Below are 16,306 nucleotides of genomic sequence, written 5' to 3'. Positions count from 1 at the left end.
ATACTGAATGCTGAAGTATTGACTAGTAATTGAACGCAAGGGCCGTCTCAATGATCGTTTGAACATGAGAGACGGCCCTTGCTATCTACTTGCGGACTATCTATTTAGGAGTAGGGCGATGATGAATGAGATCAACAAGCTTATGGAGAAGCAGCCGGCCCGGGTCTGGACGGAGGCCTTTCCGGTTGGCAACGGCATGCTTGGCGCAATGGTATTTGGCGGCACAGCCTCGGAACGAATCGGATTAAACGAGGATTCGATCTGGTACGGCGGGCCGAAGCAAAGCGACAACCCTGAGGCATGGAGGAAGCTGGGCGATATCAGAGCTTTGCTTCACAAGGGTGAGGTGCAGGAGGCCGAAAGGCAGATGCTCCTGCATTTTACGAACTCACCGCAGTATTTCGGCCCTTACCAGCCGCTGGGGGATTTGCTGCTTCAGTTCGGTCATGATACGGCAGAGGCGGCGGATTATAGCCGTGAATTGGATCTTAGGACAGGTGTTGCCTCCGTAAGCTATGAAGCTGCAGGTATTCGCTATGGCCGGGAAATTTTCGCTAGCGCCGCCCATCAAGTGCTTGTCGTCCGCATGACAGCATCAAGGCCGGGGGCCATTAGCCTGACCGCGCGGCTAAGCAGGCGTCCATTCGATGGAGAGATGAGGCAGGAGAATGAACATACCTTGGCGATGGAGGGAGCTTGCGGGGCGGACGGCGTAAAGTATGCAGCTGTACTAAGCGCATGCGTGATTGGCGGGGGTTGTCAGGCCAGCGCTAATTATCTCGACATTCGGGGAGCGGATGCGGTCACTTTGCTGCTCGCAGCCCAAACGTCCTTCCGCTGCGAAGATCCGTACGCCGAAGCTATAAGGCAGGCAGAAATTGCTGCTACATTGCCGTACGGGGCATTGCTGGATGAGCATAAGGCCGATCACCAGGCTTTATTTGATCGGGTGAGCCTGAAGCTGCATCCGGGTGATCAATCAGCAGAGGAGTTCCATATGCCTACCTCGGAACGGCTGCTGAACTATAGGCAAGGGAGGGAGGATCCTTGGCTCGAAGCGCTGTTCTACCAATATGGCCGTTATTTAATGATGGCAAGCTCCAGGCCTGGCAGCTTGCCGGCCAACTTGCAGGGCATCTGGAATGAGAGCTTCACGCCGCCTTGGGAGAGCGACTATCATCTGAACATTAATCTGCAAATGAATTACTGGATCGCCGAGGCGGGCAATTTGCCGGAATGCCATGAGCCATTATTCGATTTTATCGATCGGCTGGTTGTTAATGGACGCAAAACAGCGGCCTCCTTGTATGGCGCGAAGGGCTTTGTGGCACATTCCTCCTCAAATCTGTGGGCGGAGAGCGGCTTGTACGGAGCGTGGACGCCGGCAATTTTTTGGCCGATGGGAGGGGCCTGGCTGGCCCTGCATTTATGGGAGCATTACCGGTACAATCTGTCCGCGGAGTTTCTGCGGGAACGGGCTTATCCGGTGCTGAAGGAGGCCTCGCTGTTCTTCCTCGATGCTCTGATCTATGATGGCAACGGCTATCTCGTGACTTCGCCTTCGCTTTCACCGGAGAACAGCTATGTTAACGAAAAAGGGCAGGCGGGTTCTTTATGCTCCGGCCCTTCCATGGATTCACAAATTATTTATGCGCTGCTCACGGCCTGTATAGAGGCTGCTGAATGCCTGGGGCTTGATGATGAACTGATCGCACAGTGGACAGATGCAAGGGAGAAGCTTCCGAAGCCTCAGATCGGCCGGCATGGTCAGATTATGGAATGGGCTATCGACTATGAAGAGCAAGAGCCGGGGCATCGCCATATTTCGCATTTGTTTGCCCTTCATCCTGGAGAACAGATTATGCCTCACAGAATGCCTGAGCTTGGAGCCGCCGCCTGTACAACACTGGAGCGCCGCTTGAAGTTTGGCGGGGGACATACCGGCTGGAGCCAGGCCTGGATCGCTAACTTCTGGTCCAGGCTCGGTGATGGTGAACGGGCGTATAACAGTCTTCGCGAGCTGCTTCAGAAGGCGGTGCATCCTAATCTGTTCGGTGATCATCCCCCGTTTCAGATCGATGCGAATTTCGGAGGAGCCGCTGCGATTCAGGAAATGCTGCTGCAATCCCATGGCGGTGAACTTCGCCTGCTGCCCGCTCTGCCATCCGCTTGGCCAAGCGGCTCGGTTAAAGGCTTGCGCGCCAGGGGCGGCTATGTGGTTGATATTCAATGGGAGAATGGGAAGCTCAAGGCCGCAGAGATTTACTCCGAGCATACGGGGAGCTGCGTTTTGTACCATGGATTGCAGCTGGCCGTCCTCGGCTCCGATCATTCTCCTGTACCGAATGCAAGCATCAGTGCAGGCGCGGGCTATCAATATACATTTACCGCAGAGCAGGGGAAGCGCTATCGCATTATGCCGCTGCAATGCAGCAGTCAACATCAACGAGTGGAAGCATGATAAGGAGGAGTAAAGCTTTGAACAAACGCTATCTGGAAGATTTGTTGGCTCTGCCAACCCCCGAGCAGCTGGCGTGGCAGGACAAGGAGTTGGGGATGTTCTGCCATTTCGGGATAAATACGTTTTGTGATCAGGAATGGGGAGAGGGCAAGGATTCCCCTGAACGATTCAACCCGCTGCAATTGGATGCCAGACAATGGGTCAGAACAGCCAAAACGGCGGGATTCCGCTATTTCATTCTGACCGCGAAGCATCATGACGGCTTTTGCCTGTGGCCTACCTCGACGACCGGTTATTCGGTGGCTTCCAGCCCTTGGCGGAACGGAAATGGTGATGTAGTCAGGGAATGTGCCGACGCCTGCCGTGAGGAAGGGATTGATTTCGGCATTTATTTATCCCCCTGGGATCGGCATGAACCATGCTACTCGGATCCTGAGCGGTATGATGATTTCTACTGCCGGCAGCTGGAGGAATTGCTTACCGGCTACGGTCCGCTGATAGAAATCTGGTTCGACGGCGCCGGCTCCGAAGGGCGCGAATATGACTGGCGGCGGATCATGGATCTGGTCAAGCAGCATCAGCCAGAGGCCATGGTCTTCAATATGGGCGCCCCTACGATCCGCTGGGTCGGTAATGAAGACGGGCTTGCCCCGTATCCTTGCTGGAACACTGCAACGACCGCCAAAGGCAGTATGTTTAGCGAAGCCTCCTTGCAATGGCTGCCTGAGACTCCGGCATGGGTGCCCGCGGAATGCGATGTGCCGATTCGCAGGGACCGCTGGTTCTGGCATCCGAATGAAGAGGACTTGCTGTTATCCCTGGAGCAGCTGATGGATATTTATTATCGCTCGGTCGGCCACGGCGCAACGCTTCTGCTTAATGTCTCTCCGGATAACCGCGGTCTTCTGCCTGAAGCAGATGTGAAGCGCCTGCTGGAATTCGGAGAGGAGATCCGGCGCAGATTGGACGATCCTTTGGCTGAGACAACGGGCAGCGAGCATAAGATCGAGCTGGAGCTGCCTGTACCCGCGATGGTTGATCACATCGTGCTTATGGAAGATATTGCATATGGGGAAAGAGTGCGACAATACGTTCTTGAGGCGTATACGGATGGAGCTTGGAGGAAGATCGTGGATGGCACTGCTATCGGCCACAAGAAGATCGATGCGGTAACTCCAGTATTAGCCGAAAAAATTCGTCTGCAGATCACCGAAGCTGCCGCTGATCCGATGATTCGTAAAATGGCTATTTATGGCGCTCAAATTTAATTCGATGTCAGCGGATGAATTTCAAAATAACCTATTCATCATCTATTTTTGCGGAGGAAATTATTCATGAGCTTACTTACTTGGAATCAAGGCCAGTATTTGCTGGATGGACAGCCTTATCGGATTATTTCGGGGTCAATCCATTATTACAGAGTGGTCCCGGAATATTGGAAAGACCGGTTATTGAAATTGAAGGCTAGCGGATTCAACACGGTGGAAACTTATATTGCTTGGAACGTACATGAGCCAAGTGAAGGAGCGTTTAATTTCACGGGGATGGCAGACGTTGAGTCGTTTATTCGTTTGGCCGGAGAGCTTGGGCTGCATGTCATCGTAAGGCCAAGCCCGTTCATCTGCGCGGAATGGGAGTTCGGCGGATTGCCTGCCTGGCTGTTATCGTATAGCGATCTCCAGCTTCGGTGTATGGATCCTCTCTATTTATCCAAGGTGGACCGCTATTATGACCAGTTAATTCCTAGGCTTGTGCCTTACCTCTCCAGCAAGGGCGGGCCGATTATCGCCGTGCAAATAGAGAATGAGTACGGCAGCTACGGGAATGATACGGCTTATCTTGATTATTTGCGCAAAGGATTGATCGATCGGGGCATCGATGTACTCCTCTTCACCTCGGACGGGCCTACCGATGAGATGCTCCTTGGAGGCACGCTACCCGATGTGCATGCCACGGTTAATTTCGGCTCCCGGGTCAAGGAGTCGTTCCAGAAATACCGGGAGTACCGGAAAGACGAGCCGCTGATGGTTATGGAATACTGGAACGGCTGGTTCGACCATTGGATGGAGGATCACCATGTCCGGGACGGAGCGGATGTTGCCAAAGTGCTCGATGAAATGCTGGCTCAAGGCTCATCCATCAACATGTACATGTTCCATGGCGGAACCAACTTCGGCTTCTACAACGGAGCTAACCATATTGTCACGTATGAACCGACAACGACAAGCTATGATTATGACGCTCCTCTGACCGAATGGGGGGACAGCACGGAGAAGCTGGAGGCGGTCAGGAAAGTGCTTGCCAAGCACGGATTTGCACCAGGCTGTCCGTTCCCGGAGCCGATCCCGAAGGCTGCTTACGGGAAGGTGCAGCTGACGGAGAAGGCGGAGCTGTTCACGGATGCTGCCCTGCAGCAGCTGTCCGGGCCGATCCATAGCGTCAACGTGCGGCCGATGGAGAAATTCGGACAGTCCTACGGATTCATTCTGTACAGCACCTTTGTCAAAGGACCGCGTCAGGGACAGAAGCTGTACATCCAGGACGTGCGTGACCGGGCTCAGGTATTCCTGAATGGCCGCCTGCTCGGTGTTATTGAGCGCTGGAATCCGCAGCCGCTGGAAATTTCCGTGCCAGCCGAGGGAGTGAAGCTCGATATTCTCGTCGAGAATATGGGCCGAGTCAATTACGGGCCGCTGATTCGTGATCCGAAAGGGATTACGGAGGGAGTACGAATCGATAATCAGTTCCAATTTGATTGGACGGTTCGGCCGCTGCCTCTGCAGCCGGAGACTCTGGCCGGACTCAAATATGATGCGCTTGATGCCGCGGCAGCGGACGGGGAGAATGGGGAGGAACGGCCCGCATTTTACCGCGGAAGCTTCGAGGTGCAGGAGCCTGGCGATACGTTCCTGCGATTTGATGGCTGGTACAAAGGCATTGCCTGGGTGAACGGTTTCAACCTGGGACGCTACTGGAGCGCCGGTCCGCAGCGTACCTTGTATGTTCCAGGCCCGTTGCTGCAGCAGGGACGGAATGAGATCGTCCTGTTCGAGCTTCATTCCGGCCCGGTCAACTGTGAAATTGAGCTGACGGATACTCCTGATTTAGGAACGGTCGCTCAGGTAGACGACGCTGTACTGAATTTTGCTAATGATGAGGAGGAATAGTCCATAAAGAGGGGCTTCCCCAAAGCAGTATTAGCTTACGTATATGAAGCAAGGCAACAGCATAACATGAGTCATAAGATCTCACCTTTCAACTGGAAGGGGGGATCTTTTTTTTAGTTTTATAAATACAAAACAAAGATCAAGTACGCGCTGCAGAGCGTCTATTTAGCAAGAAAAGGGTATTAATATTTATAAGGTTGACACCTGTATATACAAGTATTATGATTTACGTACAACCTGTATATACAAGATGATAAGGAGGGGGAAGTTTCATGGAAACCAAAGGAAATCTGCCTCGGGATTGGTGGAGAACTTCTACGGTTTATCAGGTATACCCCAAGAGCTTCAAGGACACAACAGGCAGCGGTACCGGCGACATCCGCGGGGTTACCGAGAAGCTGGATTATATAAAAGGACTGGGGATCGACATCGTATGGCTGCAGCCGGTGTATGTATCTCCGCAAAATGATAACGGTTACGACGTTGCGGATTACTATAACATCGATCCCGCATTCGGGACGATGGAGGATTTCGACGAGCTCGTTAGGGAGCTGAAGCGAAGAGACATGCATCTGATGATCGATATCGTGGTGAATCATTCGTCCACGGAGCATCGCTGGTTCAAGGAAGCGAGGTCCTCCCGCAGCAATCCCTACCGCGACTATTATATTTGGCGGGACCCGGCAGCAGGTGGAGGGCCGCCGAACAATTGGCAGTCCAAATTCGGGGGCTCGGCATGGCAGTATGATGAGGGCACGGGGCAGTATTTCCTGACGTTGTTCGATAAGACACAGGCCGATCTGAATTGGGAGAATGAGAAGGTCAGGCAGGAGGTTGTGGACTTGCTTACCTTCTGGGCGGAGAAGGGCGTAAGCGGATTCCGCATGGATGTCATTAATCTCATTTCCAAGGACCAGGCCTTCCCGATGGATGACGGGTCAGTTCCGCCAGGGGATGGGCGCCGGTACTATACCGACGGTCCCCGGGTGCATGAATTTGTGAAAGAGCTTAACGCCAAAGTGTTCAGGCCCTATAACCTGGTTACAGTCGGAGAAATGTCGTCCACTACGCTGGAGCACTGTATTCGTTATTCAAACCCGGAGGAGAATGAGTTCTCCATGACATTCAATTTCCATCATTTGAAGGTGGACTATCCGAACGGGCAGAAGTGGGAGCTCAAGCCGTATGATTTCGAGGAGCTAAAGAGGCTGCTCTCCGTATGGCAAACCCGCATGCAGCAGGGAGGAGGCTGGAATGCGCTGTTCTGGAACAATCATGACCAGCCGAGGGCGCTGACCCGTTTTACGGATGATCATGAATACCGGGCAGAGAGCGCCAAGCTGCTTGCCACCACACTGCACGGCCTGCAAGGAACGCCTTACGTATACCAGGGTGAGGAAATCGGGATGCCTGATCCGAAGTGGGGCGACATTTCGGAGTTTCGTGACATCGAATCGCGGAACATGTATGAAATCCTTATCCAGCGAGGAAAAACGCCGGAGGAGGCCGCCTGCATCGTGAAGGTTCGCTCCAGGGATAATTCCCGGCTGCCCATGCTGTGGGATGACAGCGATCAAGCCGGATTCACGACCGGAACGCCGTGGATCAAGATCGATGAACGGTATCCGTTCATCAACGCGAAGCAGGAGGTTGAAGACCCCAATTCAATCTATCATCACTATCGCCGGTTAATCCAGCTGCGCAAGAGCCTGCCGATACTAACGGACGGAGAATATGAACGGCTCGATGAGGGACATCCCCGGGTTTATGCCTATGCAAGAAAGAACGAGAAGCAGACACTGGTTGTTATTTCAAATTTCAGCCGGGAGCAGACGCAATTCGAGCTTCCAGGCCAATGGGCGGCAAGCTTTGCTGCCGCTGGCTCCAAAGAGCTACTTCTAGGCAATACGGAGGAAGCGCCGGAGCTGTCGGCTTCGATCAAGCTGCCGCCATACGGCTCATATATGTGGATTATTAATAACGTTAACTCATAATGTTTAATATGGTGAATTATCAATCCTAATAGTCAGGAGCGGATGACGATGGCGAATATAGATCGCAAAAACGTGGAGCGTATCATCGAAGCCGTTGGCGGCAAAGACAATATCGAAGCCGCTACGCATTGCGTGACCCGGTTAAGATTTGCCCTTGTGGATGAAAGCAAGGTGAATTCCAGGGCATTGGACGAAAATGATCTTGTCAAAGGGCAGTTCTCTACACAGGGCCAATTTCAGGTGGTGATCGGACCGGGATTGGTCGACCAGGTCTATGATGAAATGCTGAAAATTACCGGAGGCGCCAGGGCGAGCAAGGACGATGTAAAAACGCTGGCCAGCAAGAAGCAAAATCCGCTTCAACGGGCGATTAAGACGCTGGCTGATATTTTCATTCCGATATTGCCGGCGATCGTTATGGCGGGCCTGCTGCTCGGCATCAATAACATCCTTACGGGCCCCGGCATTTTCTATGCTGGCCAATCTCTCATTGAGGTTCATCCGCAGTGGGCGGACGTGGCTTCGATCATCAATCTGATTGCAAGCACGGCCTTCGCCTTCCTGCCTGTGCTGATCGGCTGGTCCGCGGTGCGCCAATTCGGCGGGAGCCCGCTGCTCGGGATCGTGCTTGGCCTTATTCTGGTCAATCCCGATCTCATGAGCGCTTATCAATACGCCGATGCCAAGCTGGCAGGCACGGTTCCCGTCTGGAACCTCTTCGGCTTTGAAGTCGAGAAGATAGGCTATCAGGGCCAGGTGCTTCCTGTGCTGGTGTCCGCTTATCTGTTGGCTAAAATTGAGGGCTTCCTGAACAAGCGGGTGCATGACTCGATTAAGCTGCTTATCGTAGCTCCCGTAGCATTGCTGGTGACCGGCTTCCTCGCGTTTATCGCCGTCGGGCCGATCACGTTTGCGATCGGAAACGTTTTGACATCGGGGCTGGTCGGCATTTTTGACTCCTTTGCCGCGCTTGGCGGCTTGATTTACGGAGGCTTGTACTCGCTGCTGGTCATTACAGGAATGCACCATACCTTCCTGGCCGTTGACATCCAGCTCATCGGCAGCCAAGGCGGAACCTTCCTATGGCCGATGCTGGCCTTGGCGAATATCGCTCAGGGCGCTGCGGCGCTCGCTATGATGTTCGTTGCCAGGGAGCAGAAAGCGAAGGGCCTTGCCGTAACATCGTCGATTTCCGCTTTCCTGGGGGTGACTGAGCCGGCTATTTTCGGTGTGAACGTGCGTCACAGATATCCTTTTATTTTTGGGATGATCGGTTCCGGAATTGCGGGTGTCATCTTGGCAATCAACAATGTACTGGCCTCTTCCATCGGGGTAGGGGGAATTCCCGGCTTCCTATCCATCTTCCCGAATCAATGGGGGGTATTCTTCCTTGGCATGGCGATTGTACTCGTGGTTCCTTTTGCGGGGACGCTGCTGTACGGAAAATACCGGATGGCGCAGGCAGGTCCGGCGATGAAGGATCATCAGGGAGTGCAGGGGGAAGCGGCAGTTAAGCTTCAGGAAGCTCCAGAGACTCAAAAAGCTCAAGATGCCCAAGATGCCCAAGATGCTCAAAAGGAAGTGGCGATGCTTCCGATTGATATTCCGGCACCGCTTAGCGGAGTTATCGTGCCTTTGTCCGAGGTGCCTGATCCGGCATTCGCAGAGAAGCAGATGGGCCCGGGCATTGCGATCATTCCGTCGGAAGGCAAGGTATACGCACCCTTTGACGGTACGGTGGCTCATTTGATCAAGAGCAAGCATGCTCTGGTTCTAACGGATACGAACGGCATCCAGATATTGATTCACGTCGGCATTAACACCGTATCCTTAAAAGGCGACGGCTTCACCGCTCACGTTGAGAGCGGGGCTGCCATTTCCAAAGGGCAGCTGCTGCTTGAATTCGATAAAGAGCGGATCGAGCAGGCCGGTCTTCCCGTGATTACCCCGGTTATCGTCCCGGACGGGCAGGACGCCGTTCTTAAGGTGGATGAATATGAAGGAGAAGCGGTTCAGTGCAAGACCCCGGTGATGCGGGTTACGCTGGGAGCCGCAGGTGAAGAGACCGGGACTTAATGACATTGCCGTAAATCATGATACAATAATGTTGGTGATCAGGTGATGAAGAACAACATTTTTATGAGCCTTTACAAGGATTACGCCGAACAGATCGATACGGGAGCGCTCCGTCCCGGCAGCAAGCTGCCCTCGGAGAATGAGCTCGCAGAGGCCTATCAGATCTCGAGAGAGACGGTACGCAAGGGCCTGAATCTATTGGCTCAGAACGGTTATATCAACAAAGTAAAAGGGAAGGGCTCCTTCGTCCTGGATACGGGGAGGCTGAAGTTTCCGATATCGGGTCTGGTCAGCTACAAGGAGCTCTCCGAGCGATTAGGCAAAAAGAGCCGAACTCTGGTCTATGCCACCGAGCGCGTGCCAGCAGGGGGCGACATCGCAAAAGAGCTGCGAATCGAGGCAAACCAGCCGGTCTGGAAGGTCATTCGCTCCAGGGAAATCGACGGAGAGCGCATCATTCTGGATATTGATTATTTGCTTGCCGAAATCATACCGAATTTAACGAAGGACATTGCGGCAGATTCCATATATCAATATCTGGAGCAGGAGCTTTTGTTGAAAATCAGCTACGCAGAGAAGGTCATTAGCGTCGAACGGGCTACGAACATGGATCATCAGTACATGGATTTAAAAGATGATACGCATGTCGTCGTCGTCCGGGGTTATGTACATCTGGAGGATACAACGCTTTTTCAATACACGGAGTCGAGACACCGGCTGGACAAGTTTCAGTTCGTTGATTTTGCAAGAAGAATCTCCAGGGTAGAAGCCTAGGTAATGATGTTTTAAATACTAAAGAAAGGGGTGCCCTCTGGGCACCCTTTTTCGGTATTATTGTCTGATAATGAGTACGTCTTGCGGCGGTCTGCCTGAGCTTTGAATTTGGGAAATTTCAGCATTTGTAAGATTACGGCCTACCAGAACTAAGGAAGACGTGACATTGTTAAAGTTAAAATTGCTTAAATTCGCTACGTTCTGGCTGCCGCGGAACACGCGGAACGATCCCTGGAAGTTAATTTGCGAAAACAGTACCAGGGTGACTTGAGAGCTCTGAGCAACATTTCTCAGTCGGAAGCTCGACAGCGCGTTGTTAAACCGGAACGCCCCTAAATCACGGATCGCAACTCCTCCCCGTCTGAGAAGAATTCGACGAACCGAAAAATTGTTGCCAGACCAAAGAGCCAGACGCACATCTCTATTTGCCAAATTAAATCACTCCTTTTCGTAGAATAGTATATTTTATGCGAATCTTTGAATGCGGTAAGAGACAGATATAGCAGGGTAATCGCTTGTTTTTGGCGATTCCCGGCCCAGCTTCCAATTCTTAAGGAAGTACTTAAAGAAAATGCTTTGAAAAACTTAGAACCCTCTCAAATCGTCCTCATCCCGTAGATAATCGTGCTATAGTAGGTGAAAAGAACACATGCTATCCAATCGTTTATTAATGATATAGAAGAAAGCGAGCATGCCGACCATGAATAAGAAGATACTTTTTAATGATCGATGGGAGTTTGCAAAAAGCGGTCTCGAGACGGCGAATTATACAGATCTTCCGTTCGAGCCTGTTGACATTCCCCATGACTGGCTGATCTACAATACACTGAATCTCTATGAGGACAGCATTGGCTGGTACCGCAAAAAATTTCGATGGACCAAGAATGATAAACAGCTTCTGCTATGTTTCGATGGGATCTACATGGATTCTTCGGTCTATGTCAACGGACAATTTGTAGGCGAGTGGAAGTACGGGTATTCCTCCTTTGAGCTTGAAATCACGGGTGCCGTTACCGAGGGGGAAAATGAAATCCTGGTAAAGGTTGTGCACCAAAGCCCTAACAGCAGATGGTATTCGGGGGCCGGCATTTATCGGAATGTTTGGTTAAAAGAGAGGGCCTGCAATTACATCGTAACGGATGGCGTTTATATTTCGACCAAGCAAATGGATCAGGGCTGGGAGATCGAGATCGACACGGAGCTGAGCTTGCATGAGGATGTATATGTCTCTCATATACTCTTGGATCAAGGCCGAGTCATCGCTGAAGTGACAGACAAAATTACAGCAGTTGCCGGGGCTGTCACCATAAGCCGGCAGAATCTGATGGTTCAGATGCCCAGGCTGTGGAGCCCGGATGAGCCTTATCTTTACCAGCTAATCACCCGACTGCGTTCAGATGTAGCGGATCAGAAAGAGAACCCGCAGGCCGACACGGACCATATGATTGAAACCATTTCCCATCCTATCGGATTTAGGAATATTCGGCTTGATCCTACCCAAGGCTTCTTCCTCAACGGAAAAAAGATGAAGTTAAACGGGGTATGTGAGCATCATGATCTGGGCGCTCTGGGCGCAGCCTTTAATAAAGCGGCCTTGCGCAGGAGATTTAGCATTCTGAAGGACATGGGAGTCAACGCGGTACGTACCGCTCATAACATGCCTGCCAAAGAGCTGATGGATTTGGCGGACGAAATGGGGCTGCTCGTTGTCTCGGAGGCTTTCGACATGTGGGAGAGACCGAAGACCCCTTATGATTATGCAAGATTTTTCAAAGACTGGGCGCACCGGGACGTTAGAAGCTGGGTCATGCGGGATCGGAATCATCCGAGTCTGATCATGTGGAGCATCGGCAATGAGATCTATGATACCCACGCTGATGAACGGGGTCAGGAAATTACCCGGATGCTTATGGATGCCGTCCTGGAGTACGACCCGAAGCAGAACGCCAGAGTAACGATCGGCTCGAACTACATGCCTTGGGAGAACGCACAGCAATGTGCCGATATCGTGAAGGTTGCCGGCTATAATTATGCGGAAAAATATTATGAGCAGCACCACCAAGAGCATCCGGATTGGATCATCTATGGCAGCGAGACGGCATCCGTTGTGCAGAGCCGGGGGATTTATCATTTCCCGTTCGGGAAATCCATTCTTGCTGATGACGACGAGCAGTGCTCGGCACTCGGCAACAGCTCCACGAGCTGGGGAGCGAAATCCGCGGAGGCCTGCATTCTGGCCGACCGGGATACGCCTTTTTCGCTGGGGCAATTCATTTGGACAGGATTTGACTATATCGGCGAACCGACTCCGTATCATACGAAGAACTCGTATTTCGGGCAAATCGATACTGCTACCTTCCCTAAGGATTCTTATTATATTTACCAATCTGCCTGGACCGACTACCGAACGAGGCCCATGGTGCATATTCTGCCTTATTGGGATTTCAATCCGGGGCAAATGATCGACGTGCGGGTCTGCTCGAACGCGCCGAGAATCGAGCTGCTGTTCAATGGCCAAACGATCGGCACCCACGATATCGACCATGAGCATGGAGCGGAGCTTGTCGGCTGGTGGACAATCCCTTACGCTCCAGGGGAATTGAAGGCTATCGCTTATGATGAGACCGGCCGCATCATTGCTACTGACGTTAAAACCTCTTTCGGAGACGCCAGAAAAATTAGCTTGAAGGCAGACAAGGAGCAGCTCTTGGCCGATGGACAGGATCTTATTTTCGTTGAAATTGCGATGGAAGACGAAGCCGGCCGTCCCGTGGGAAATGCCAATAACCGGGTGCATGTCGAGGTTACGGGCGCAGGGAGGCTGATCGGGCTCGACAATGGGGACAGTACGGATTACGATCCGTATAAAGGCCAAAGCCGCAGGCTGTTCAGCGGCAAGCTCATGGCCATCATCGGAGCTACCACGCAGTCTGGCGAGATTCGGATGCAAGTGACCTCACGGGGCTTGGCGGGCCAATCCGCCCGTTTCATGTCCATCCCGGCCGGGGCCGGTACAGTCTCTGCCGGAATTTGCGCCCGGACGGAGAACAAAGAGCTGCCTTGCGTCATGGGAGCTCCGGATGAAGTACCGCTGCGGAAGATCGAATTGATCAGCGAGGCCGGGCAGAAGTTCGATCCGTCCAGACGAGAGATGGTGGTCAGAGCCCAGCTTCATCCGCCGGAGACTTCGTACCGCGACGTCGAATGGTCCGTCGTGAACGATGCGGGGATCGAGTCCAATATCGCCAAGGTAGAGGCAGATGGGCTCGAAGCAAGAATCACCGCACTTGGAGACGGGGAATTCAGGCTGCGCTGCATGAGCAGGAACGGTACGGACAAAATCAAGCTTATATCCCAGCTGGAGTTTGCAGCGTCGGGACTTGGCGCGGCATATAAGGATCCTTATAAATTCATTTCAGCAGGACTCTATGATTATAGCAAGGGAGAGCTCGGCAACGGCAATGAAAGGGGCGTAGCCACGAGCAGGGACGGCGAGACGCAGGTCGGCTTCCGCGATATCGACTTCGGCCCATACGGCTCGGATACGATTACGATCCCGATCTTTGCCCTGTCAAGTGAACCGTATCCCCTTGAAATATGGGAAGGAATGCCCGGAGAGGAAGGCAGCCAGCTTCTCGCTGATGCGATCTACCAGAAGGAGACCAGGTGGAACGTCTATCAGGAGGAGACATATCGCCTGTCCAAGCCGCTTCGCGGAGTGACCTCGCTCTGCTTCGTGCTGCGGCAGAAGGTGCATATCAAGGGATTCTATTTTGAACCGAGGAACAGAGCCTTCGAGCGCAACAGCGCTGCCCATAGCGACCGTATTTACGGCGATACGTACACGGTTGCGGATAACCGCGTAGAAGGAATCGGCAACAACGTCTCCCTGGTGTTCGAGCAGATGGATTTCAGCAGTGAAGGAGCGACGAGGCTTGTGATTTACGGCCGTTCGCCGATCGATAAGAATACGATTCATGTCCGGTTCGGGTCCGAGGAGGGGGAGAGCAATCAGCTTGTTGAGTTTACGCAGTCCGACGGATATGAAGAGCGAGTATTTGATATCAAGAAAATAACTGGCCAGGGCAAGGTGACCTTTATCTTCCTGCCGGGTAGCCAGTTTGATTTCGGCTGGTTCCGGTTCGAGAGATAATGTGAGTTGCAGTAGAAGCATCGCCAATAATCGGTGCTGGAAGAGACAAGGTTAAAGGGTCAGGCTATCAACGGCTTTGGCTTTGTCTCATACGGCTTACCCGAACTACACCAGAGCTCGATCGCTTTCCACATGAATCGGGTGCAGAGCTCCGTTGACGGCGAAGGAAGCTTGCCCCGTTTCTTCGGATACGACAAGGACGATAGCGTCGCATCGCTCGGTCAGTCCGATCGCCGCGCGGTGCCTCGTCCCCAACTTTCTGTCCGCTGCATGAATGTTGGACAGGGGAAGCACGTTGGCAGCCGACACCACCGTTTCGGCGCGGATCAGAACAGCACCGTCATGCAGCGGGTTTCCTGGATAAAATATCGATTCGATCAAGGCATGAGATATTGTCCCTCCAATCGGAATATTGGAGCGGATGAACGATTCTAGGGAATCCTGCCGTTCCACGACGATTAGCGCGCCATGCTTCCGCTCGGATAAATTCCGCACGCTTATGGTCAGATCCTCGAATTTCGAGGTGTAGGGAGATAAATAACATTTCAAATAAAAGGATGCGGCGCTTTCTACAATGTCGGTCATCATATTCCGCATATTTTCGAATTGCTGTACAGGGCAGACATGTTCATGGTTCAGTAGCTCGACATTATGCTGAGCTAATGAAATGATCTCATGTAGGCGTTTTTCTAAATGCTCCTTTAACGAAGAAGAATTGCAATTATGATCGATCATATTCTATACCTCGCTTCCAAGGATATGGCTATTATTCAAAACTTAGCTTGTCCAGAAGGGACACTTATCATCCTGATGCCGCCTATGGCTGCTTCGGTTACCGTCGCGAATACGCTGGTTCAGGTCCATGTTCTCCTGCTATGGAGGGAAGGTTGTCGAGCAGCGCTAGCTGCTCTATAGCATCAGGAAATCATTAATACGCGCATTATGTTCAAAAGTGTAAAATCAGCTAATACTTTAGATCTGGTTGACCTAATAGTACGAAGGGGCTGTCCCAGAAATCATCATAGATTGAGGGGCGCCCTTTCTTTTGGATAGTTATCTTGCGGAATCAACTTCTGTTGGGTCGACCTTTGTTGGATCAATCTCTGTTGGATCGAGTTCTGTTGGATCAACCTCTGTTGGATGAACTTCTGTTAGATCAACCTGCGTTGGGTCAACCTTTGTTGAATCAAACTCTATGAAATCAACCTCTTGGTAATCAACTCCGCCTTGTCTGTATCCCATTTCTTTAACTCATCCTCTATAAACTGTCGAATATAAGCTGTCGAACTCGAACGCTAAATGGATTTCATGTAACTAACTATGCTCTAAACGAATGTTTCAGGGGAGTAGATGGATTTCATGTACCTAAAATCCACAATCCCGCCCAGAAAGGACAAATCCCTTCTTCTAACGACATGAAATCCATTTAAATCTGCTTTCCCTTCTTTGCCGCAGAAACTAACTACAATAAATCCATTTAGAACGTGAAACCCACGATTCATGCTAGGCATAAAGAGGAGGTGGCGAGCGTGTTTGGTCACGTTAATGCAACGTAGGTGGCAAGTGTGTTGGGTCACGTTAATGCAACGTAGGTGGCAAGTGTGTTGGGTCACATCAAGGGCAACCGGTCGTTCCATAAATGAGAATGCCATTTTTAAGAACATTAGATGCATATCAAATT

The 16,306-nt window shown here is 51.9% G+C and carries 10 protein-coding genes; 7 read left to right on the top strand and 3 right to left on the bottom strand.

Translation table 11 applies throughout. The features are described from left to right. Positions 1 to 118 precede the first annotated feature (118 nt). The 6 genes from BN2762_RS17700 (at position 119) to treR (ending at position 10,472) form a co-directional block, all read left to right on the top strand. Positions 119 to 2,461: a glycoside hydrolase family 95 protein gene (locus tag BN2762_RS17700; protein ID WP_055108223.1), complete on the top strand. Its 2,343-nt coding sequence runs from the start codon at positions 119 to 121 to the stop codon at positions 2,459 to 2,461. 95 nt (positions 2,462 to 2,556) lie between these two features. Beyond that, positions 2,557 to 3,729, top strand: coding sequence for an alpha-L-fucosidase (locus tag BN2762_RS17695; protein ID WP_230202633.1), 1,173 nt, complete (start codon positions 2,557 to 2,559; stop codon positions 3,727 to 3,729). A 66-nt stretch (positions 3,730 to 3,795) separates the two neighbouring features. Next, positions 3,796 to 5,628: a glycoside hydrolase family 35 protein gene (locus BN2762_RS17690; RefSeq protein WP_055108221.1), complete on the top strand. Its 1,833-nt coding sequence runs from the start codon at positions 3,796 to 3,798 to the stop codon at positions 5,626 to 5,628. A gap of 272 nt (positions 5,629 to 5,900) precedes the next feature. Continuing rightward, complete coding sequence (gene treC / locus BN2762_RS17685; protein WP_055108220.1) at positions 5,901 to 7,622, top strand: alpha,alpha-phosphotrehalase; 1,722 nt, start codon at positions 5,901 to 5,903, stop codon at positions 7,620 to 7,622. A gap of 48 nt (positions 7,623 to 7,670) precedes the next feature. Then, entirely contained in the window at positions 7,671 to 9,698 is a 2,028-nt protein-coding gene (treP, locus tag BN2762_RS17680) for a PTS system trehalose-specific EIIBC component (RefSeq protein WP_055108219.1), read from the top strand. 45 nt (positions 9,699 to 9,743) lie between these two features. Further along, complete coding sequence (gene treR, locus BN2762_RS17675; RefSeq protein ID WP_055108218.1) at positions 9,744 to 10,472, top strand: trehalose operon repressor; 729 nt, start codon at positions 9,744 to 9,746, stop codon at positions 10,470 to 10,472. Positions 10,473 to 10,529: 57 nt separating this feature from the next. On the opposite strand, the gene BN2762_RS17670 is transcribed toward treR, so the two are convergent. Further along, the gene (locus tag BN2762_RS17670) at positions 10,530 to 10,904 is read right to left on the bottom strand and encodes a hypothetical protein (RefSeq protein ID WP_055108217.1); all 375 of its coding nucleotides are present in this window, start codon (positions 10,902 to 10,904) and stop codon (positions 10,530 to 10,532) included. Between the two features lie 268 nt (positions 10,905 to 11,172). On the opposite strand from BN2762_RS17670, the gene BN2762_RS17665 reads away from it, so the two are divergent. Continuing rightward, positions 11,173 to 14,625 carry a glycoside hydrolase family 2 TIM barrel-domain containing protein gene (locus BN2762_RS17665; protein WP_055110171.1) on the top strand — a complete coding sequence of 1,151 codons (3,453 nt, stop codon included), beginning with the start codon at positions 11,173 to 11,175 and terminating at the stop codon, positions 14,623 to 14,625. Positions 14,626 to 14,730: 105 nt separating this feature from the next. On the opposite strand, the gene cdaS is transcribed toward BN2762_RS17665, so the two are convergent. Both cdaS and BN2762_RS17650 read right to left on the bottom strand, forming a co-directional pair. Beyond that, positions 14,731 to 15,360, bottom strand: coding sequence for a sporulation-specific diadenylate cyclase CdaS (gene cdaS / locus BN2762_RS17660; RefSeq protein WP_055108216.1), 630 nt, complete (start codon positions 15,358 to 15,360; stop codon positions 14,731 to 14,733). Between the two features lie 318 nt (positions 15,361 to 15,678). Continuing rightward, positions 15,679 to 15,867, bottom strand: coding sequence for a hypothetical protein (locus BN2762_RS17650; RefSeq protein WP_055108214.1), 189 nt, complete (start codon positions 15,865 to 15,867; stop codon positions 15,679 to 15,681). Positions 15,868 to 16,306: the final 439 nt, after the last annotated feature.

The sequence above is a fragment of the Paenibacillus ihumii genome, from assembly GCF_001403875.1.
Lineage (GTDB): Bacteria > Bacillota > Bacilli > Paenibacillales > Paenibacillaceae > Fontibacillus > Fontibacillus ihumii.
This window is presented reverse-complemented; position numbering and strand designations above follow the sequence as displayed.

What these genes read in the sequence shown, in the direction of transcription:
- BN2762_RS17700 (WP_055108223.1), top strand. Translation starts at nt 119, where the DNA reads ATGATGAATGAGATCAACAAGCTTATGGAGAAGCAGCCGGCCCGGGTC.
- cdaS (WP_055108216.1), bottom strand. Translation starts at nt 15,360, where the DNA reads ATGATCGATCATAATTGCAATTCTTCTTCGTTAAAGGAGCATTTAGAA.
- BN2762_RS17650 (WP_055108214.1), bottom strand. Translation starts at nt 15,867, where the DNA reads ATGGGATACAGACAAGGCGGAGTTGATTACCAAGAGGTTGATTTCATA.
- treP (WP_055108219.1), top strand. Translation starts at nt 7,671, where the DNA reads ATGGCGAATATAGATCGCAAAAACGTGGAGCGTATCATCGAAGCCGTT.
- BN2762_RS17665 (WP_055110171.1), top strand. Translation starts at nt 11,173, where the DNA reads ATGAATAAGAAGATACTTTTTAATGATCGATGGGAGTTTGCAAAAAGC.
- treR (WP_055108218.1), top strand. Translation starts at nt 9,744, where the DNA reads ATGAAGAACAACATTTTTATGAGCCTTTACAAGGATTACGCCGAACAG.
- BN2762_RS17690 (WP_055108221.1), top strand. Translation starts at nt 3,796, where the DNA reads ATGAGCTTACTTACTTGGAATCAAGGCCAGTATTTGCTGGATGGACAG.
- BN2762_RS17695 (WP_230202633.1), top strand. Translation starts at nt 2,557, where the DNA reads ATGTTCTGCCATTTCGGGATAAATACGTTTTGTGATCAGGAATGGGGA.
- treC (WP_055108220.1), top strand. Translation starts at nt 5,901, where the DNA reads ATGGAAACCAAAGGAAATCTGCCTCGGGATTGGTGGAGAACTTCTACG.